Here is an 18,861-nt window from a genome sequence, read left to right on the forward strand (position 1 = left end):
CGGCCTTGCGGCCGGACCAGACCATGGAGGACAGCGCATGAATCCCGATCTGATCGCGCAACTGAAGACGCTCACGACCCCGCATCTGGCGGATGGCTGCCTGCGCTGCGGCGTGCCGATCCGTTTCGCGCCCGCCGGTTTGCGACCGCTCGCGCCGGACATGGAGGTACGCGGCCGCGCCCGCCCCGTGCGCCATGTCGGCAGCATCGACGTCTTCTTCGAGCTGCTCGAGCATGCCGCGCCGAGCGAGGTGATCGTCATCGACAATGGCGGCCGCCTCGACGAGGCCTGCATCGGCGACATCGTCGCGATCGAGGCCAAAGCCGCCGGCATCGCCGGCTTCGTGATCTGGGGCCTGCATCGCGACAACCGCGAGCTTGCCGAGCTCGGCCTGCCCGTCTTCAGCCTCGGCGCGCTGCCGACCGGGCCGCAGCGCCTGCATCCGCGTCCACACGACCTCTTCCGTCAGGCGCTGGTCGGCCAGCACGCCATCGCCGAGACCGACTACGTCGCCGCCGACAGCAATGGCGTGCTGTTTCTGCCCGAAAGCCGGATCGAGGACATCGTCGCGGCAGCGATCGGCTATCGCGAGACCGAGGCGCGCCAGCTCGCGGCGATGCGCAATGGCCGCAGCTATCGCAGCCAGACCCGTTTCGAACAGTACCTGGCGACGCGGGCGCAGAACCCGGCCTACGGCTTCCGCCAGCATCTCAAGGACATCGAGGCCGCCGGCGAGGTCTGACCGCGCCACCGCCCACTTCAGCAAACCAGCGGCATGTCAGCCGCCTCCATCACGAGACATCGCAATGACCAAGCAGATCCGCATCCACGAGACTGGCGGCCCCGACGTGCTGCGCTATGAGGACGCCACGCTCGGCGCCCCCGGCCCAGGCCAGGTCCGCCTGCGCCAGACGGCCGTCGGCCTCAACTTCATCGACGTCTACCAGCGCAGCGGGCTCTATCCGCTGCCGCTGCCCAGCGGCATCGGGCTGGAGGCGGCGGGCATCGTCGAGGCGGTCGGCGACGGTGTCGCCGATCTGCGGCCCGGCGACCGCATCGCCTATGCCGGCGGCCCGCCCGGCGCCTATGCAGACGCGCGCGTCATGCCGGCCGGCCCGCTGGTCAAGCTGCCGGACGCAATCAAGGACGAGCAGGCCGCGGCGATGATGCTGCAGGGCCTCACCGCCTATTACCTGATCCATCGGACCTATCGCGCAAAGCTCGGCGACACCGTGCTCCTGCACGCCGCGGCCGGCGGCGTCGGGCTGATCGCCTGCCAATGGCTCAGCGCGCTCGGCGTCACCGTGATCGGCACCGTCGGCAGCGAGGAGAAGGCGGCGCTGGCGCGCGCCCATGGCTGCGCCCATACGATCCTTTATCGCGACGAGAACATCGCCCAGCGGGTCCGCGACATCACGAATGGTGCCGGCGTTCCGGTCGTGTTCGATTCGGTCGGCAAGGACACCTGGGAGGCGTCCCTCGACAGCCTGAGCCCACTCGGCCTGATGGTGAGCTATGGCAACGCCTCGGGAGCCGTGCCGCCCTTCGCCGTCGGCCAGCTTGCCAGCAAGGGCTCGCTGTTCGTGACGCGGCCGACGCTCGCGACCTACATGGCCAGGCGCGAGGACCTCGAAGCCGCTGCCAACGCATTGTTCGCCGTCGTCGCCGATGGCACGGTCAAGATCGCGGCGCTGCAATCCTATCCACTCGCCGATGCCGCCCAGGCGCATCGCGATCTCGAGGCCCGCAGAACCTCCGGCTCGACGATCCTCATCCCATAACGCCGCCCCTCGGGCGGGCCGCGGATCAGACGTCGATCTTGATCCGCGGCACCGACGGGTCGCGCCGCGCCGTCTCGATCACGCTGTCGAGCAGGCCGGGGAAGCGCCGGTTGAACTCCTCGCGGCGGATGCTGAGGAAGCGCACCGTCCCCTCCGCCCGCGAGCGGGTGATCCCCGCCTCGCGCAATTTGGCGAAATGGTAGGAGAGCAGCGAGGGCGAAGCGAGCTCGGTGAAGGCGCCGCAGCGCGCCTTGTCGACCTCGTCGCAATCGGCGAGCGAGACCAGGATGCCGAGCCGGATCGGGTCGCCGAGCGCTGCGAACACGTCGGCCGGCACGACGTCCTCGATCTCTGGGTGGAAGAGCTGCTTCATCACCTCCGGCTTAATTGCATCGCCCGCTCCTGACAAGTTTCAATGATCCTTGAATTTAGGATTGACTCATGGTCGGCCGACGCCCATGATTCAACGATCATTGAAATAGTCGGCAACTCCCCACGGAGCGCTCTGCCATGGACATCCGTCTCCTTCTGCTGGCCGGCGGCGCCTTCGCCATCGGCACGGGCAGCCTCGTCATCACCGGCATCCTGCCGAACCTCGCCGCGGCCTTCGGCGTCAGCGTCGACACCGCCGGCCTGCTGATCTCGATCTTCGCCATCGCCTACGCCATCGGCTCGCCGGTGCTCTCGACCCTGTTCGGCAATCTCGACCGCAAGCTCGTGCTGGTGGGCTCGCTGACGGTCTTCACCCTCGCCAATCTCCTCGCCGCCTTCACCAGCGACTTCGCCTGGCTGATGCTGGCGCGCATCGTCATGGCGCTCGGTTCGGGCGTGTTCATGCCGGCGGCGAACGCCGTTGCGGTGGCGCTCGTCCCGCCGGAGCGCCGGGCGCGCGCGATCGCGCTCGTCACCGGCGGCATGACCGTCTCGCTGATCCTCGGCGTGCCGCTCGGCACCGCCGTCGCCACGCTCGGCTGGCACTTCGCCTTCCTGGTCGTGGCGCTGTTCGGCGCGCTCGCCCTCGCCGGCCTCGTGGTCAAGATGCCGGCCGGCCTGCCGCGCGGTGCCAACACGCTCGCCGAGCGGCTGCAGGTCGCGCGCCGCGGCGACGTGCTGCTCGCACTCGGCACCACCGCGCTTTGGACCACCGGCGCCTTCACGCTCTACACCTATGTCGCGCCCTTCCTCTCGGCCCATGCCGGCATCTCCGGCCATTGGCTGAGCGCGACCCTGGTGCTGACCGGCATCGGCTCGGCACTGGGCAACCAGCTCGGCGGCCAGGCCAGCGACCGCTTCGGCCCGGTGCCGACGCTGACCTTCGTCCTGACCCTGCTCGCAGCCTCGCTCGCGGCCGCCTCGCTCGTCGCAGTGACGCTGCCGCCGGCGATGGCGATCTTCGTCCTGCCGGTGATCCTGATGGTCTGGAGCGGCGCCGGCTGGGCCGGGCATCCCTCGCAGATGTCGCGGCTCGCCTCGATGGCGCCCGATGCGGTCGTCGTCGCGCTCTCGCTCAACGCCTCGGCGCTCTATATCGGCATCGCCGCCGGCGCCGCCCTCGGCCAGCAGGTGCTGCGCCACGGCGCGACCTGGGAGCTCGGCTTCGTCGGGGCGGCCTGCGAGCTCGGCGCACTCGGCCTGCTGCTGATCGCGACGCAGCGGCGCAAGGCGGCGGCGCGCGAGGCCGCCCGCGTCAGTGAGGTCGCGGTCGCGCCCTCCGCGCACTGATGAGCCTTGGCTGACCGACCACTCAGCCCGCTCGCCGTCACGGCGGGCGGGTTCTGCTCATCAGTCGTAGCCGGTCTCAGGCCCTGACCTCGAACACCATGTTGAACGGCGTCTCGGTGGCGCGGCGGAACCAAGTGAAGCCGGCGTCGAGCGCGACCTTGCGCAAACGCATCTCGCCGGCCTGCGCGCCGAGCCCGAGCCCGACCTCCTGCGACAGTGAAGCCGGCGTGCAGATCATCGTCGAGGCCCCGTAGAAGATCCGGCCGACCGGGTTGAGGTTCTGCTTGAGATTGTCGTGAGCAAAGGGCTCGACGATCATCCAGGTGCCGCCCTGCGCCAGCGTCTCCCTGACATGACGGCCGGCCCCGACCGGATCGCCCATGTCGTGCAGGCAGTCGAACATCGCGACGAGGTCGTAGCTCGCCGCCGGGAAGTCCTTGGCGCTGGCCCGCTCGAAAACGATGCGGTCGCCGACGCCGGCCTTGTCAGCCGCTTCCCTGCCCTTCTCGATCGAGGGGCCGTGATAGTCGAAGGCGTAAAAGCGCGATTTCGGATAGGCCTGCGCCATCAAGATGGTCGAGGCACCATGGCCGCAGCCGACATCGGCGACGACCGCGCCCGCCTCGAGCTTGGCCTTGACGCCGTCCAGCGCCGGAATCCAGCTGCTGACCAGATTGGTGTTGTAGCCCGGCCGGAAGAAGCGCTCGGTGCCGCGGAACAGGCAGTTGCTGTGCTCGTGCCAGCCCAGTCCGGCGCCGGTCCGGAAGGCCTCTTCGACCTTGGGCTCGTCGACCCACATCGACTGCACCACCTCGAAGGCCCCGGCGAAGAAGGCCGGGCTGCTCTCCTCGGCAAAGGCCATAGCCTGCTCCGGAGACAGGCTGAAGCTATCGCTGCCCTCGTCATAGTCGATGTACTCGGCCGCCGCCTGGGCCGAGAGCCATTCGCGGACATAGCGTTCCTTCAGCCCGGTCCGGCTGGCGAGTTCCGCCGCCGTCACCGCTTTGCCGTCGGCCATCGCCTTGTAGAGCCCGAGCTGGTCGCCGAGGACGATGAGCGAGCCGGTGACGCAGGCTCCGACGTCCCCGACGAGACGTCCCACCAAGGCATCCAGCTTTTGCGGGTCGGATTCACGCATGGCCAAGCTCCTCTGGTTGGGGAGGGCGTGGCCGGGCCTCACGCGAACCGGCTCGACGCCATCGCGGAAGCCGATGCTATACCCCGCCGGTCACCACTCAACTGCGCAAAGGGCGAAACGCGCCACCTTTGCGCGCATGACCTGTGTGCGCATGACAGGAAGCAGCGCTTTCCGCTTCCCCCCGCCGCCTCCCCCGTCTATAGCGAGCGCCTAGCATTCATCTTTGGGCGATCGCCGGCCTCCGCTCCTTTCGATCGGACGGGTCATGCGCGCCCGCACGGAACCGGTCGAGACCATGCCCAAGCGCACAGACATCAAGACGATCCTGATCATCGGTGCGGGCCCCATCATCATCGGCCAGGCCTGCGAGTTCGACTATTCGGGCACCCAGGCCTGCAAGACGCTGAAGGCCGAGGGCTACCGCATCGTCCTGGTCAACTCGAACCCGGCGACGATCATGACCGATCCGGAGCTGGCCGATGCGACCTACGTCGAGCCGATCACGCCGGAGATCGTCGCCAAGATCATCGAGAAGGAGCGCAACGTCCTGCCCGGCGGCTTCGCCCTGCTGCCCACGATGGGCGGCCAGACCGCGCTCAACTGCGCGCTCTCGCTGCAGAAGTTGGGTGTGCTGGAGAAGTTCGACGTCGAGATGATCGGCGCCACCGCCGATGCCATCGACAAGGCCGAGGACCGCGAGCGCTTCCGCGAGGCGATGACCAAGATCGGCCTCTCGACGCCGCGCTCGCACCACGTCAAGACGCTTGGCGCCGCACTCGACGCGCTGGAGGATATCGGCCTGCCGGCGATCATCCGGCCGTCCTTCACCATGGGCGGCACGGGCGGCGGCATCGCCTACAACAAGGGCGAGTTCATCGACATCGTCGAGCGCGGCATGGACGCCTCGCCGACCAGCGAGGTGCTGATCGAGGAGAGTGTGCTCGGCTGGAAGGAGTACGAGATGGAGGTCGTCCGCGACAAGGCGGACAACTGCATCATCGTCTGCTCGATCGAGAACATCGACCCGATGGGCGTCCACACCGGCGATTCGATCACCGTCGCCCCGGCGCTGACGCTGACCGACAAGGAATACCAGATCATGCGCGACGCCTCGCTGGCGGTGCTGCGCGAGATCGGCGTCGAGACCGGCGGCAGCAATGTTCAGTTTGCCGTCGATCCCGAGACGGGCCGGATGATCGTCATCGAGATGAACCCGCGCGTGTCGAGGTCGTCGGCCCTGGCATCCAAGGCCACCGGCTTCCCGATCGCGAAGGTCGCGGCGCGGCTTGCCGTCGGCTACACGCTCGACGAGATCGAGAACGACATCACCGGCGGTGCGACACCGGCCTCGTTCGAGCCGACGATCGACTATGTCGTCACCAAGATCCCGCGCTTCGCCTTCGAGAAGTTCCCGGGCGCCGAACCGACGCTGACCACCGCGATGAAGTCGGTCGGCGAAGCCATGGCGATCGGCCGGACCTTCCAGGAGTCGCTGCAGAAGGCGCTGCGCTCGCTGGAGACCGGCCTCGACGGCCTCGACGAGATCGAGATCGAGGGGATCGGCCAGGGCGACGACAGGAACGCGATCAAGGCAGCACTCTCGACGCCGACGCCGGACCGCATCCTGCAGGTCGCCCAGGCGATGCGCGCCGGCTTCACCGACGAGCAGATCCATGAGAGCTGCAAGATCGACCCCTGGTTCCTGGAGCAGATGCGCGGGATCGTCGACGCCGAGGAGAAGGTCCGCAAATACGGCCTGCCGCAGACGCCGATCGCCTTCCGCCAGCTCAAGGCGATGGGTTTCTCCGACAAGCGCCTCGCGGCCGTCGCCGGCAAGAGCGAGACCGAGGTCAAGGCCCTGCGCCGCTCGCTCAAGGTGCGTCCGGTGTTCAAGCGCATCGACACCTGCGCCGCCGAGTTCGCCTCGCCGACCGCCTATATGTACTCGACCTACGCCATGCCGTTCGCCGGCGCGCCGGCCGACGAGGCCAAGCCGTCGGACGCCAGGAAGGTCGTCATCCTCGGCGGTGGGCCGAACCGCATCGGCCAGGGCATCGAGTTCGACTATTGCTGCTGCCATGCCTGCTACGCGCTGCGCGATGCCGGCTATGAGACCATCATGGTCAACTGCAATCCCGAGACGGTCTCGACCGACTACGACACCTCGGACCGGCTCTATTTCGAGCCGCTGACGGCCGAGGACGTGCTCGAGATCCTCGAAACCGAGAAGCAGGCCGGCACGCTGCACGGCGTCATCGTCCAGTTCGGCGGCCAGACCCCGCTGAAGCTCGCCCATGCGCTGGAGCAGGCCGGCATCCCGATCCTGGGCACCACCCCCGACGCGATCGACCTCGCCGAGGACCGCGACCGCTTCAAGCGCCTGCTCGACAAGCTGCATCTCAAGCAGCCCAAGAACGGCATCGCCTACTCGGTCGAGCAGTCGCGCCTGATCGCAGCCGAGCTCGGCCTGCCCTTCGTGGTGCGCCCGTCCTATGTGCTCGGCGGCCGCGCCATGGCGATCATCCGCGATGAGGTGATGTTCGAGGATTACCTGCTCGGCACCCTGCCCTCGCTGATCCCCTCCGAGGTCAAGGCGAAGTACCCGAACGACAAGACCGGCCAGATCAACACCGTCCTCGGCAAGAATCCGCTGCTGTTCGACCGCTATCTCTCGGACGCGATCGAGGTCGATGTCGACTGCCTCTGCGACGGCAAGGACGCCTTCATCGCCGGCATCATGGAGCATATCGAGGAGGCCGGCATCCATTCCGGCGATTCGGCCTGTTCGCTGCCGCCGCGCTCGCTCTCGCCGGAGCTGATCGCCGAACTGGAGCGCCAGAGCAAGGCGATGGCGCTCGCCCTCGACGTCGGCGGCCTGATGAACGTGCAGTACGCCATCAAGGACGGCGAGATCTATGTGCTCGAGGTCAATCCGCGGGCCTCGCGCACCGTGCCCTTCGTCGCCAAGGTGATCGGCCAGCCGATCGCCAAGATCGCAGCGCGGCTGATGGCCGGCGAGAAGCTCGCGAGCTTCGGCCTGAAGCAGGAGAAGCTCGAGCATGTCGGCGTGAAGGAGGCGGTGTTCCCCTTCGCCCGCTTCCCTGGCGTCGACGTCCTGCTCGGACCGGAGATGCGCTCGACCGGCGAGGTCATCGGCCTCGACCGCTCCTTCGACGTCGCCTTCGCCAAGAGCCAGCTCGGCGCCGGCTCGAAGGTCCCGGTCAAGGGCACGGTCTTCGTCTCGGTCCGTGACGAGGACAAGCCGCGCATCCTGCCCTCGATCGCGGTCCTGGCCGAGCTCGGCTTCCAGATCGTCGCGACCGGCGGCACGCTGCGCCTGCTCCAGGAGAACGGCATCCGCGCCAGCAAGATCAACAAGGTGCTGGAAGGCCGCCCGCACGTCGTCGACGCGATCAAGAACGGCGAGATCCAGCTCGTCTTCAACACCACCGACGGTCCACAGGCCTTGGCGGACTCGCGCTCGCTGCGCCGCGCGGCCCTCTTGCACAAGGTGCCCTATTATACCACCTTGGCCGGAGCGATCGCCGCGGCGGAGGGCATCAAGGCCTATTGCAGCGGCGATCTCGAAGTGAGGTCGCTGCAATCCTATTTCGCCCGCGCCGCCTGACCGGCCGCGCGGCGAAGTAGTTTTTCGACGATCGGGAGCGGTGCGGGCGCGTTGGCAAAAGCTGGCGCGGTCGTCATCGCTTTTCATAACTGGGACGGAACGATGGACAAGGTTCCCATGACGGCCGGCGGTTTCGCCGCCCTCGAAGTCGAGTTGAAGCAGCGCCAGCAGGTCGAGCGCCCGCGCATCATCCAGGCGATCGCCGAGGCGCGCGCGCTGGGCGACCTGTCGGAGAATGCCGAATACCATGCTGCCAAGGAGGCCCAGTCGCTCAACGAGGGCCGGATCATGGAGCTGGAATCGCTGATCGGCCGCGCCGATATCATCGATATCAGCAAGCTCGGCGGCGACACGATCAAGTTCGGCGCCACCGTCACGCTGATCGATGACGATACCGAAGAGAAGAAGCTCTATCAGATCGTCGGCGAGCCGGAATCGGACGTGAAGTCCGGCAAGGTCTCGATCGGCTCGCCGATCGCGCGCGCTTTGATCGGCAAGAAGGTCGGCGATTCCGTCCATGTCAACACGCCGGGCGGCGGCAAGTCCTACGAGGTCGTCAGCGTCGCCTTCCGCTAGAGCCGGACCCGATCAGATCGACTCAATCGGATCGGTGAATCCGTCTCTCACTTTGAATTGGAGACCGGGTTACCGATCGACTTGCGGTGCAAGTTGATCGGAACGGGCTCTGAGCGGCGCTTGTGACTTGGCCAGCCCGGCGGCAGCTCCTAGATTAGGGAACTGCCTGCCGGAGATCACGCCATGACCACGCGTCGCGCATTTCTCACCGGGTCCGCCACGCTCGCCGCTAGCGGGCTCGTTTCGTTTTCGGCTTTCGCTCAGCCCGTCTCGATCGGCGCGATCAAGGTCGATGCCCGCAGCCTCGGCCCGCTCGGCTGGGGCGAGAACGCCCCGCGGATCGGCCGAGCCTTCGAAAGCCGGCTCGCCAGCGAACTTCTGCCGTTGCGTCGCCGCGGTGGCCCGACCTTGCACGTGACGGTGCGCTGGCTCTGGCTCGGCGCGGGTGTCGGCGGCGGCATGCCCGGCGACGGCAGCGGCGGTAGCGACGACAACATGGTGAGCATCATCGAGGTCGCCGATCGCGGCCGCCCGCTGGTCAGCCGCGAGATCCGCTCGATGCTGCCATCCAGCTCCGGCGGCGCCTGGTATCGCCCCGATGTTGACCAGCGCCGCATCGCCGCGCTGCTCGAAAACAACGCCCAATGGATTCGCCGATATCTCGGCGCCTGAGGCTATGCTCGCACGCCGCACCATCCTGACTGGTCTTGCCGCAGCTCTGCTGGCTGGCTGCCAGACGGCCGTGCAGACCGCCTCCCCCGTTGCGATCGGCGCGATCCGTGTCGATACCGGGCCACTTGCGGCAAAGGGACAGAGCGCCACCGCGGCCGCAATCAGGCCGATGCTGGAGCGCGAGCTCGCCAGCCTGCGCAGCGCAGCAAGGCACAGCGCGACCCTGCACGTCACCGTCACCGGGCTTTACCTGACGAGCTATGCCGGAGGGCAGTCCGCCACCCTCGGCAACGACACGCTCGAAAGCGAAGCGGTGCTGGTCGGCACCGACGGCCGCGAGCTTGCCCGCTATCCCGTGATGTCCATCATGGCGCCGAGCTTCAGCGGCGCCTGGTATCTGCCGGATATCAACCAGCGGCGGATCGACGCCCTGGTCGCGAACAACGCTCAATGGATCAGGCGGGCGCTCGGGCGTTAAGCGACCGCGCTAAAGCGGCGCGATCGGCGCGTCCTTGACGCGGTCGAGCGCCAGCGCGGTGCGGACATTGCGCACATTCGGCAATGCCGTCAGGTCGGCGACGAAGTCCTGGAAGGCCTTGAGGTCGGTCGCGACGCATTTCAGGATGAAATCGATGTCACCCGACAGCGTCCAGCATTCGCGCACCAGCGACCAGCTGCGGATGCGCTCCTGGAAGACGGCGAGATCGGCTTCGGCCTGGCTGGCGAGATGGACGAAGGCGAAGCAGACGACCTCGATGCCGAGCTTGCGCTCGTCGAGCAACGCGCGATAGCCGGTGATCACGCCGGCTTCTTCGAGCGCGCGAACGCGCCTGAGGCAAGGCGGCGGCGAGATGCCGACCCGGCTCGCGAGCTCGACATTGGTCATGCGCCCGTCACTCTGCAGCTCCGTAAGGATGCGGAGATCGATCTCGTCGAGTTTGGCGCGCACAAATCCTCCTGAAAAAGAGCCGCGCAGGTGTAGACGGGCCATCGAAGCGTTACAAGGCATCGACCCACGCCAATCCCGGGCCAAACCGCCGTGCCGACAGAAAAGATGCCATCCCTCTGGGTTTTGACCGACGGCAAGGCCGGCGACGAGGTGCAGTGCCTCGGCGTCGCCGAACGCATGGGCGTCGTCCCGGAAATCCGCCGCATCAATCCCGGCAAGCCCTGGAGCTGGCTGATGCCGCGCGGGCCGATCGATCCGCGCGAGGCGCCCGACCGGCCAGGCAGCCCGATCCGGCCACCCTTCCCCGACATTGCCATCGCCTCGGGCCGCCGCGCCGTCGCCTATCTGCGCGCCGTCAGGAAGGCCTCGAACGGAGCGAGCTTCACCGTCTTCCTCAAGGATCCCCGCATCGGGACGAGTGCCGCCGACCTGATCTGGGTTTCCGAGCATGACCGCTTGCGTGGCGACAACGTCCTGGTGACGATCACTTCGCCGCATCGGCTGGCGCCGGATGCCCTTGCCGCCGCTCGGGCTGCCCCGCCGCCGGCGATCGCCGCGCTACGCTCGCCACGCGCCGCGGTGCTGGTCGGCGGCGACAGCCGCCACCATAGCTTCCGGCCGGAAGATATCGAACGCTTCGCCCGCGAGCTCGATGCGCTCGCCAGCTCGGGTGTTGCACTGATGGGCTCGCGCTCGCGCCGGACGTCGCCGGCGCTCGACGTCGCGATCGGCGAGGTCTTCCGTCGTCATGGCGGCTGGTGGTGGGACGGCTCGGGCGCCAACCCCTATGTGCCGCTGCTCGCCAATGCCGACGCCATCGTCGTCACCGCCGATTCCACCAACATGATCGGCGAGGCGGCTGCGACCGGCGCGCCGATCCTCGTCTTCGAGCCGCATGGCGGGCATGGCAAGCTCGCCAGGTTCCTGGAGGCACTGAAGCGCTACGGCGCTGTGCATCACTTCCAGGGCAAGCTTGATGGCTCCCGCTACGAACCGCTAGATTCGACCGGAACGATCGCCGCAGCGGTGCTCGACGGCTGGCGGCGTCACAAGGCAGCGATGGGGCTGGCGTAAGGCCGCCCCGATACCGATATCACCGGCTCGTTCCGGCTCAGGAAGCAAAGACATGGCTCATATCCACGCCAAGGTGATGATCATCGGTTCCGGCCCGGCCGGCTACACCGCCGCGATCTATGCCGCCCGCGCCATGCTTGAGCCGGTGCTGATTTCCGGCCTGCAGGCCGGTGGCCAGCTGATGATCACCACCGATGTCGAGAACTATCCAGGCTTCGCCGACGTAATCCAGGGCCCCTGGCTGATGGAGCAGATGCAGGCCCAGGCTCAGCACATGGGCACGAAGATGGTCTCCGACCACATCGCCCGCGTCGACCTCTCGCAGCGCCCGTTCCGGCTCTGGGGCGATGGCGGCGACACCTATTCCTGCGATTCGCTGATCGTCTCGACCGGCGCCCAGGCCAAATGGCTCGGCCTGCCCTCGGAACAGGCCTTCCAGGGCTTCGGCGTCTCGGCCTGCGCCACCTGCGACGGCTTTTTCTTCCGCAACAAGCAGGTCGTGGTGATCGGCGGCGGCAACACCGCGGTCGAGGAAGCGCTCTATCTCGCCAATCTCGCGTCCAAGGTCACGCTTGTGCACCGGCGCGATTCGCTGCGCGCCGAGAAGGTGATGCAGGAGCGGCTGTTCAAGCATCCGAAGATCGAGGTGATCTGGGATTCGGAGGTCGCGGAAATCCTCGGTGGGACGCAGCCGCCCTCCGTGACCCATGTGCGCCTGCGCAACCTGAAGAGCGGCGCGGTGCAGGACCTGCCGACCGACGGCGTCTTCGTCGCCATCGGCCACAAGCCGGCGACGGAGCTCTTCGTCGGCCAGCTCGCCATGCGCGATTCCGGCTATCTCGAGGTCACGCCCGGCACGACCCAGACCAATGTGCCCGGCGTCTTCGCCGCCGGCGACGTCACCGACGAGCATTACCGACAGGCCGTGACCGCGGCCGGCCTCGGTTGCATGGCGGCTCTCGACGCCGAGCGCTGGCTGATGGCCCAGGAGTTGGGCGTGCGCGAAGCGGCGGAATAGCGGGAAGCAGAACCCATCACTGGAATTGATCAGTTCCAGCACGATATTAAGGGCGAAAATCAACGGTCCCGGCAAAGGAGTCGTTGACCGGACACTGCTATCCCCCCATCATGCGTTGAACGCATAACACGGGGGGAACGCGGTGGATTGGGACCGCATCCGAATCTTCTACACGGTTGCTGAATCGGGAAGCTTCACCAAGGCCGGAGACGGGCTCGGCCTCAGCCAATCGGCTGTGAGCCGCCAGATCGGTGCGCTGGAGCGCGAATTACGCGCGCCTTTGTTCCATCGGCATACGCGCGGCCTCATTCTCACCGAGCAGGGCGAACTGCTCTGGCGCGCCGCGCGCGAGATGACGCAACGCCTGGAGCGGACACGCGCCCAGCTCTCGGAGACGCGCGAGCATCCCTCCGGCGAGCTCAAGGTCACCGCGACGCGCGGCCTCGGTGGGCATTGGCTGACACCGCGTTTGGCCGAGTTCCTCGACCTCTATCCCGACATCAAGGTGGAGCTGATCCTCACCGACGAGGAGCTCGACCTCTCGATGCGCGAGGCCGACATCGCGATTCGCCTGCGGCAGCCGCAGCAGCCCGACCTGATTCAGCGCCGGCTCTTCACCGTGCACTTCCATGTCTACGGCTCGCCGGCCTATATCAAGCGCTTCGGCGAACCGAAGACCTATGAGGAGCTCGACAACCACCGGCTGCTCTCCTTCGGCGCCTCCTCGCCGTCCTATCTGACGGCAGTGCACTGGCTCGGCACGCTTGGCCGCGACCAGCGCAATCCGCGTCCGATCCATCTCACCGTCAACAACATCACGGCGATGAAGCGTGCGGTCGATTCGGGTGCCGGCATCGCGATCCTGCCCGACTACCTGATCGAGGCCGGCTCCCCGCTCGTGCAGTTGATGCGCGAGACCGAGATGCCGCAGCTCGAAAGCTATCTGGTCTATCCCGAGGAGATGAAATCGGTCGCCCGCGTGCAGGTCTTCCGCGATTTCCTGATCCAGAAGGCCCAGCGCTGGACCTATTGAAAAACAGGCGGGCGCTGCCGCAAATCGCGGCAGCGCCCTGCCCTATGCCGGCTGCGCATGCGTACCACGCGCGGTCTCCTGGGAATTGTGACGAATTATAGCAATGAGTCATGTCGCCAGCGCATAACCGACCCGCCCAATGCTGCATTGCGAGAAGGCAGGGAGTGCCCGATATTCAGCCCACGGTTGTTCGGAACGGGCTCCGCATCTCCTCCCGGCGTTGAGTTCGTTCCAGCCGTTCCCCTCTGAGATGTTTGGCGCTTTTGCGCTGGATGTTTCAAACTTTCAGGCCGGCTCCTTCGGGACGCCGGCCTTTTTTCTTGCCCTCTTCGGCGCCATCTTTTCAGACTAGTCCACGCGCCGTCCCATGGTGATGAACCGCGCCGTCATTCGGGGCGGCCTGCAGCGCCGAGCCCCTATGCGCTACCTGTTCAAAAAAGAGCTCCGTCATCTCGGTCGCAGCGAAGCGGAGCGCCGGAATGACGAGGGCGAAGGAATAGGTCCGAGCGCCTATTTCGCGGTCCTGACCTCGCTGCGAAACAGCGTGATCCAGTCGTCCGAGCCGATGCCGCGGCATTCGCCCATCATGCTGAACCCGGTCAGGGCGAAGCCGGTGCCGGTCCAGGCATAGCCGCCCAGGGCGCCGCAATCGCCGATGCCGCGCCCCTTGGCGAAATACTCGATGCGGCCGGTCTTCGGCTCGAACGCGCCATTGACCAGCGTGTTCTTCTCGCTGTCGTCGGTCCAGGGGAACTCGACGGGCCGGGCGCTCGCCACGGCACCGTTCTCGACGATCCAGAAGGCGTTGGAGGCATTGTAGGCGCCGAGCGAGCAGGTCAGCGAGACCAGGCTGCGCCTGGCATCGAGCCGCCAGGCAATGTCCTGCTTCGTGGTCATCTCGCCATCTTCGCACTGGTCGGGATCGCGCTGCTTGATCTGCCTGCGCAAGGCCGCCGCAAGCGCCTTGGCATCCTTCTCCGAGAGGGCACCGCTGGCGGGCCTGGCCGTGATCACCGGCATCGCCGGAGCGGCCGGGGCAGTTCCGACGCTGCCCTTCCGGATCAGGGCCGTGGGCGTACTGAGCCTGCCCTGCTGCTCGTCGATCCAGAGCAGCGTCGCGACGGCGCCGGAGAGCGAAACCTCGGCCGTAGCGCCGGGAACGGCGACCGACAGTTTCGTCGCCTTGCGCGCCGCATCGATGAATGCTGTCGTCTCCGCCGGCTGGAAGGTCACCGTCGCCAGGTCGGCATCGGCCGCGACCGGCATGGATTTGCCGCCGGCCGGGAAGGCCGCGCCATCGAGCTTGAGCTCGACGGTGAGCGGCGGCTTCTGCCATTCCCCGCGCAGCCGCAGGACCAATTTGGCAGCCCCTTCCGGCCCAGCCGGGCGCTCCAGACGCAGATAGGCGATCGTGTCGGTGCCGTCGGAGGGCACGGACAGCGCCGTGCAGCTCTTGAGATTGTCGCAGCCGGCCATCCAGTCGCGGAAGCCCTTCGGCTGAGGCACAGCCGCCAAGGCCAGCGCCGGCAGCATGGCGAGCGCGCTCCCCGAAGCGAGCGCCCTCACCCGATCAGGAACCCTGTTCCCAGCGCTGTGCCGCATCGTCGTCATCCGCCTTGGCTTCGACCCAGCCGCCGAGCGTGCCGTCGGCGAGATGCTCGCGCTTCCAGAACGGGGCGCGGGTCTTGAGATAATCCATCAGGAAATCGGCCGCCTCGAAGGCCTCGCGGCGATGGCTGGAGGCCGCGATGACCAGCACGATCTGCTCGCCCGGCCTGATCAGCCCATAGCGATGGATGGCGACGAGACCCGAGAGCGGCCAGCGCTCGGCCGCCTCGGCGGCGACTCGGGCGATCTCGGCCTCGGCCATCCCCGGATAGTGTTCCAGCTCAAGCGCCGCGAGCCGGCCGCTCTCGTCGCGGCAGAGGCCGGCGAAGCTGACGACAGCGCCGATATTCGTATTGTCTGAGGTCAGCGCGGCCATCTCGGCGCCGATGTCGAAATCCTCGCGCTGGATGCGGACGAGCGGCGTCATGTCCGGCCCTGCAAGGTCAGCCGCCGGTCATCGGCGGGAAGAAGGCGATCTCGCGGGCGCCGGCGATGGTCGTGGCCGGCTTGGCATGAGTCTGGTCGATCGCTGCACGCACGATCGATTCGTTCTCGAAGGCGAGCTCATAGCCCTCGCCGCGGCTTTTCAGCCAGCGCACAAGGTCGGCGATGGTCGCCGTGCCGGCGGGCGGCGTCACGGTTTCATCGGTGAGCCCGACGCGCTCGCGCACCCAGGCGAAATAGACCAGCTTCAGGCTGGCGGGTTCGGCGGTTGCCATGGTCATGACGCGCGCTCGTCCTCCTCGACGAGATGGCGGATGCCGGAATTCAGGTAGTCCCAGCCGGTATAGATCGTCAGCAGCGCCGCGACCCACAGCATCACGATCCCGATCTGGGTGTTGTACGGCAGGACCTTGTCCCCGGCCGGGCCGGCGACGAGAAAGCCGAGCGCGAACAACTGCGCCGTGGTCTTGTATTTGGCGACCTTGCTGACGGGAACGCTGACCTTCAGCTCGGCCAGGAACTCGCGCAGGCCCGAAACCAGGATTTCGCGGCAAAGGATGACGATCGCCGCCCAGATCGCCCAGCCCTTGATCGTCTCGGTGTGGACCAGCATCAGCAGCAGGGCGCAGACCAGAAGCTTGTCGGCGATCGGATCGAGCATGCGCCCGATCGCCGATTGCTGGCCCCAGCTGCGGGCGAGCCAGCCGTCGAGATAATCGGTGACAGCGGCGACGACATAGATTCCCAGCGCCGTCCAGCGGGCCCAGTCGTCCCAGGGCCAGAACAGCAGCGCAACCAGCGCCGGAATCGCGACGATCCGGCCGTAGGTGAGAAGGTTCGGCAGGGACCATGGTCCCCGGCGGCGGATGGCTTCGTTGAGACTCGTCACGACGCTCACCAAAGCAGCCCCTTCATGACAGCGTCAACACGCAAGAGTGTGACCCCGCCATTCCGCTCAATGCTCATGGAAGTGGGCATGCACCGCCTTCGCCGTCGCGGCGTTGACGCCGGGGGTCCGCATCAGGTCGTCGAGCTTGGCGCGCTGGATCGCCTTCACCGTGCCGAAATGCAGCAGCAGTGCCCGTTTGCGCGACGGGCCGATGCCCGGAATCTCGTCGAGCGGGTTGGTCTTGATGTCGCGCTTGCGCTTGGCGCGATGCGTTCCGATGGCGAAGCGGTGGGCCTCGTCGCGCAGGCGCTGGATGAAGAACAGGGCCGGATCGCGCGGCGGCAGCTTGAACGGCTCCTTGCCGGCCATGAAGAAGGTCTCGCGCATGGCGTTGCGGTCTTCGCCCTTGGCGATGGCGACGAGCGCGATGTCAGTAACCCCGCATTCGGCCATGATCTTGCGGGCAGCCTCGAACTGCCCCTTGCCGCCGTCGACGATGACGAGGTCGGGGCGCGACGGGAAGGTTGAGTCGTCGGGTTCGACGGGCTCTGATACTGCCGAAAGAGGGGCTTCCTCTCCCTGCTTGCGGGGAAGAGCCAGAGAGGGGGGCATGCCACCCTCGACATCTGGTGGGCTGGGCTCAGGAGCGTTCGCGGGTGCGATCCCCCCCTCTGCCACAAGGGGAGAAGGCTCCCGCGCCTCGTCCGGCAAGGTCGAAGCCGTCCCGCTCTCCTTCGCCAGCCGTGTGAACCGCCGCTTCAGCACCTCGCGCATCATGCCGAAATCGTCGCCTGCGATGGTGTCGGACGAGATATTGAAGGTGCGGTAATGGCTCTTCATGAAGCCGTCCCGCCCGGCGACGACCATGCCGCCGACAGCGTTGGTGCCCATGATGTGCGAGTTGTCGTAGACCTCGACGCGGCGTGGTGCTCTCTCGAGGCCGAAGGCGGTGCCGAGCGCGTTGAGCAGGCTCTGCTGGCCGGCGCTGTCGGCGAGCTTGCGGGCGAGCGCCTCATGCGCGTTCTTCTGGGCATGGGCGACGAGATCGCGCCGCTCGCCGCGCTTGGGCGTCGCTAGCTCGACCTTGCGGCCGGCGCGCTCACACAGGGCCTGCGCGATCAGGTCGGCCTCAGCCAAATCATGCGAGAGCAGCACCAGCTTCGGCGGCGGCTTGTCGTCGTAGAACTGGGTGACGACGGAAGCGAGCACCTCGGCCGGGGTCAGGCTCTTGTCGGCGCGCGGGAAGAGCGCGCGATTGCCCCAGTTCTGCTTGTTGCGGAAGAAGAAGATCTCGACGCAGAACTGCCCCGCCTGCTCGTCGATGGCGAAGACGTCGGCCTCCTCGACCCCTTGCGTGTTGATGTCCTGCCCGGCCTGCACGGCCGAGAGCGCCGCCAGCCGGTCGCGGTAGCGCGCCGCCTTCTCGAATTCGAGCTCCTCGGCCGCCGCCTGCATGCGCCTGGAGAGCAATTCCTTCACCGCCGAGGAGCGGCCGGAGAGGAAGGCGCGCGCCTGGTCGGCGAGGCCCTGATAGTCGCCGTGCGAGATCTCGCCGGTGCAGGGACCGGAGCAGCGCTTGATCTGGAAGAGCAGACAGGGCCGCGTGCGGTTCTCGTAATAGCTGTCCGAGCAGGAGCGCAGCAGAAACGCCTTCTGCAGCGCGTCGATCGTGCGCTCGACCGCCCAGACCGAGGCGAAGGGGCCGAAATAGTCGCCCTTGCGCTGGCGCGAGCCGCGATGCTTGGCGATCTGCGGCGCCGGATGGTCGCCGGACAGGAAGATGTAGGGGAAGGATTTGTCGTCGCGCAGCAGCACGTTGTAGCGCGGCCGCAGCTGCTTGATCAGGTTCGATTCGAGCAGCAGCGCCTCGGTCTCGGTGCCGGTGGTGACGAACTCCATGTTCGCCGTCTCGGCGATCATGCGCGCCACGGCATTGGTGTGCGCCATGCCGCGGGCATAAGCCGTGACCCGGTTCTTCAGGCTCTTGGCCTTGCCGACATAGAGCACCTCGCCGGCGCGATCGAACATCCGGTAGACGCCGGGCCGGTTCGGCAGGTGCTTGGCGAAGTCGGCGATCACCTCGATGCCGGCCTTGAGCGCGCTGGGGGCGGCTTCGCCGAGGTCGAGCCCCGCTTCGGGCGGGGGAAGGATGTCCTCCTCGTCCTTGAAGTCGTCGTCCGGCAGCTCTTGCTCCGGTGGCTCTTGGCGTTCGCGATTCATGACCTGCATGTAGGATGCCGCAGCCGCTTCGTCATGTCAGGAGCGCGGCGGAATTCGGCAACGTCTCATTCGCCATTCCGAAGGGTTGCGCTTCGGGTGACCTGCAAGG

Annotated in this window: 18 protein-coding genes; 10 read left to right on the plus strand and 8 right to left on the minus strand. The window is 67.1% G+C overall.

Annotated features, from left to right (window positions below; translation table 11 throughout):
* The first annotated feature begins 37 nt into the window (after nucleotides 1–37).
* Both CXY91_RS24195 and CXY91_RS24200 read left to right on the plus strand, forming a co-directional pair.
* On the plus strand, nucleotides 38–742 hold the full coding sequence (locus tag CXY91_RS24195) for an RraA family protein (RefSeq protein WP_100964065.1): 705 nt from the start codon (nucleotides 38–40) through the stop codon (nucleotides 740–742).
* Between the two features lie 64 nt (nucleotides 743–806).
* Nucleotides 807–1,781: a quinone oxidoreductase family protein gene (locus CXY91_RS24200; RefSeq protein ID WP_100964067.1), complete on the plus strand. Its 975-nt coding sequence runs from the start codon at nucleotides 807–809 to the stop codon at nucleotides 1,779–1,781.
* A gap of 25 nt (nucleotides 1,782–1,806) precedes the next feature.
* Here CXY91_RS24200 and CXY91_RS24205 read toward each other — a convergent pair whose 3' ends face one another.
* Nucleotides 1,807–2,190 carry an ArsR/SmtB family transcription factor gene (locus tag CXY91_RS24205; protein WP_248307617.1) on the minus strand — a complete coding sequence of 128 codons (384 nt, stop codon included), beginning with the start codon at nucleotides 2,188–2,190 and terminating at the stop codon, nucleotides 1,807–1,809.
* Nucleotides 2,191–2,291: 101 nt separating this feature from the next.
* Here CXY91_RS24205 and CXY91_RS24210 point away from each other — a divergent pair, with 101 nt between their 5' ends.
* Nucleotides 2,292–3,503 (plus strand): MFS transporter, encoded by a 1,212-nt coding sequence (locus tag CXY91_RS24210; protein ID WP_100964069.1) that lies wholly within the window; start codon nucleotides 2,292–2,294, stop codon nucleotides 3,501–3,503.
* Between the two features lie 76 nt (nucleotides 3,504–3,579).
* Here CXY91_RS24210 and CXY91_RS24215 read toward each other — a convergent pair whose 3' ends face one another.
* Nucleotides 3,580–4,641 (minus strand): class I SAM-dependent methyltransferase, encoded by a 1,062-nt coding sequence (locus CXY91_RS24215; RefSeq protein WP_100964071.1) that lies wholly within the window; start codon nucleotides 4,639–4,641, stop codon nucleotides 3,580–3,582.
* 295 nt (nucleotides 4,642–4,936) lie between these two features.
* Here CXY91_RS24215 and carB point away from each other — a divergent pair, with 295 nt between their 5' ends.
* From carB to CXY91_RS24235, 4 genes are all read left to right on the plus strand, one after another.
* On the plus strand, nucleotides 4,937–8,269 hold the full coding sequence (gene carB, locus CXY91_RS24220; protein ID WP_100964254.1) for a carbamoyl-phosphate synthase large subunit: 3,333 nt from the start codon (nucleotides 4,937–4,939) through the stop codon (nucleotides 8,267–8,269).
* 102 nt (nucleotides 8,270–8,371) lie between these two features.
* Complete coding sequence (greA, locus tag CXY91_RS24225) at nucleotides 8,372–8,845, plus strand: transcription elongation factor GreA (RefSeq protein WP_091842894.1); 474 nt, start codon at nucleotides 8,372–8,374, stop codon at nucleotides 8,843–8,845.
* 183 nt (nucleotides 8,846–9,028) lie between these two features.
* Nucleotides 9,029–9,517 carry a hypothetical protein gene (locus CXY91_RS24230; RefSeq protein ID WP_100964073.1) on the plus strand — a complete coding sequence of 163 codons (489 nt, stop codon included), beginning with the start codon at nucleotides 9,029–9,031 and terminating at the stop codon, nucleotides 9,515–9,517.
* A gap of 4 nt (nucleotides 9,518–9,521) precedes the next feature.
* Nucleotides 9,522–9,995, plus strand: a complete 474-nt coding sequence (locus tag CXY91_RS24235) for a hypothetical protein (RefSeq protein WP_100964075.1) — start codon at nucleotides 9,522–9,524, stop codon at nucleotides 9,993–9,995.
* A 9-nt stretch (nucleotides 9,996–10,004) separates the two neighbouring features.
* On the opposite strand, the gene CXY91_RS24240 is transcribed toward CXY91_RS24235, so the two are convergent.
* Nucleotides 10,005–10,466: an Lrp/AsnC family transcriptional regulator gene (locus CXY91_RS24240; RefSeq protein ID WP_100964077.1), complete on the minus strand. Its 462-nt coding sequence runs from the start codon at nucleotides 10,464–10,466 to the stop codon at nucleotides 10,005–10,007.
* 105 nt (nucleotides 10,467–10,571) lie between these two features.
* Here CXY91_RS24240 and CXY91_RS24245 point away from each other — a divergent pair, with 105 nt between their 5' ends.
* The 3 genes from CXY91_RS24245 (at nucleotide 10,572) to CXY91_RS24255 (ending at nucleotide 13,591) form a co-directional block, all read left to right on the plus strand.
* Complete coding sequence (locus CXY91_RS24245; protein ID WP_091842909.1) at nucleotides 10,572–11,540, plus strand: mitochondrial fission ELM1 family protein; 969 nt, start codon at nucleotides 10,572–10,574, stop codon at nucleotides 11,538–11,540.
* Between the two features lie 52 nt (nucleotides 11,541–11,592).
* Nucleotides 11,593–12,558, plus strand: a complete 966-nt coding sequence (gene trxB, locus CXY91_RS24250) for a thioredoxin-disulfide reductase (RefSeq protein ID WP_091842912.1) — start codon at nucleotides 11,593–11,595, stop codon at nucleotides 12,556–12,558.
* 142 nt (nucleotides 12,559–12,700) lie between these two features.
* Nucleotides 12,701–13,591 carry a LysR family transcriptional regulator gene (locus CXY91_RS24255; RefSeq protein ID WP_091842916.1) on the plus strand — a complete coding sequence of 297 codons (891 nt, stop codon included), beginning with the start codon at nucleotides 12,701–12,703 and terminating at the stop codon, nucleotides 13,589–13,591.
* A 510-nt stretch (nucleotides 13,592–14,101) separates the two neighbouring features.
* On the opposite strand, the gene CXY91_RS24260 is transcribed toward CXY91_RS24255, so the two are convergent.
* The 5 genes from CXY91_RS24260 to uvrC are packed head-to-tail and all read right to left on the minus strand — an operon-like array spanning nucleotide 14,102 to nucleotide 18,752.
* Nucleotides 14,102–15,124, minus strand: a complete 1,023-nt coding sequence (locus CXY91_RS24260) for a DUF1176 domain-containing protein (RefSeq protein WP_158673569.1) — start codon at nucleotides 15,122–15,124, stop codon at nucleotides 14,102–14,104.
* A 37-nt stretch (nucleotides 15,125–15,161) separates the two neighbouring features.
* A complete protein-coding gene (locus CXY91_RS24265; protein WP_100964081.1) occupies nucleotides 15,162–15,626 on the minus strand; it encodes a molybdenum cofactor biosynthesis protein MoaE in 465 nt (154 codons plus the stop codon).
* Nucleotides 15,627–15,642: 16 nt separating this feature from the next.
* Nucleotides 15,643–15,894, minus strand: a complete 252-nt coding sequence (gene moaD, locus CXY91_RS24270; RefSeq protein WP_091842978.1) for a molybdopterin converting factor subunit 1 — start codon at nucleotides 15,892–15,894, stop codon at nucleotides 15,643–15,645.
* 26 nt (nucleotides 15,895–15,920) lie between these two features.
* The gene (gene pgsA, locus CXY91_RS24275) at nucleotides 15,921–16,541 is read right to left on the minus strand and encodes a CDP-diacylglycerol--glycerol-3-phosphate 3-phosphatidyltransferase (protein WP_244544068.1); all 621 of its coding nucleotides are present in this window, start codon (nucleotides 16,539–16,541) and stop codon (nucleotides 15,921–15,923) included.
* Nucleotides 16,542–16,598: 57 nt separating this feature from the next.
* Complete coding sequence (gene uvrC, locus CXY91_RS24280; RefSeq protein WP_100964256.1) at nucleotides 16,599–18,752, minus strand: excinuclease ABC subunit UvrC; 2,154 nt, start codon at nucleotides 18,750–18,752, stop codon at nucleotides 16,599–16,601.
* Nucleotides 18,753–18,861 lie beyond the last annotated feature (109 nt).

Origin of the sequence: Allobosea sp. FBZP-16 (assembly GCF_002831785.1) — a bacterium.
GTDB lineage: Bacteria > Pseudomonadota > Alphaproteobacteria > Rhizobiales > Beijerinckiaceae > Allobosea > Allobosea lupini.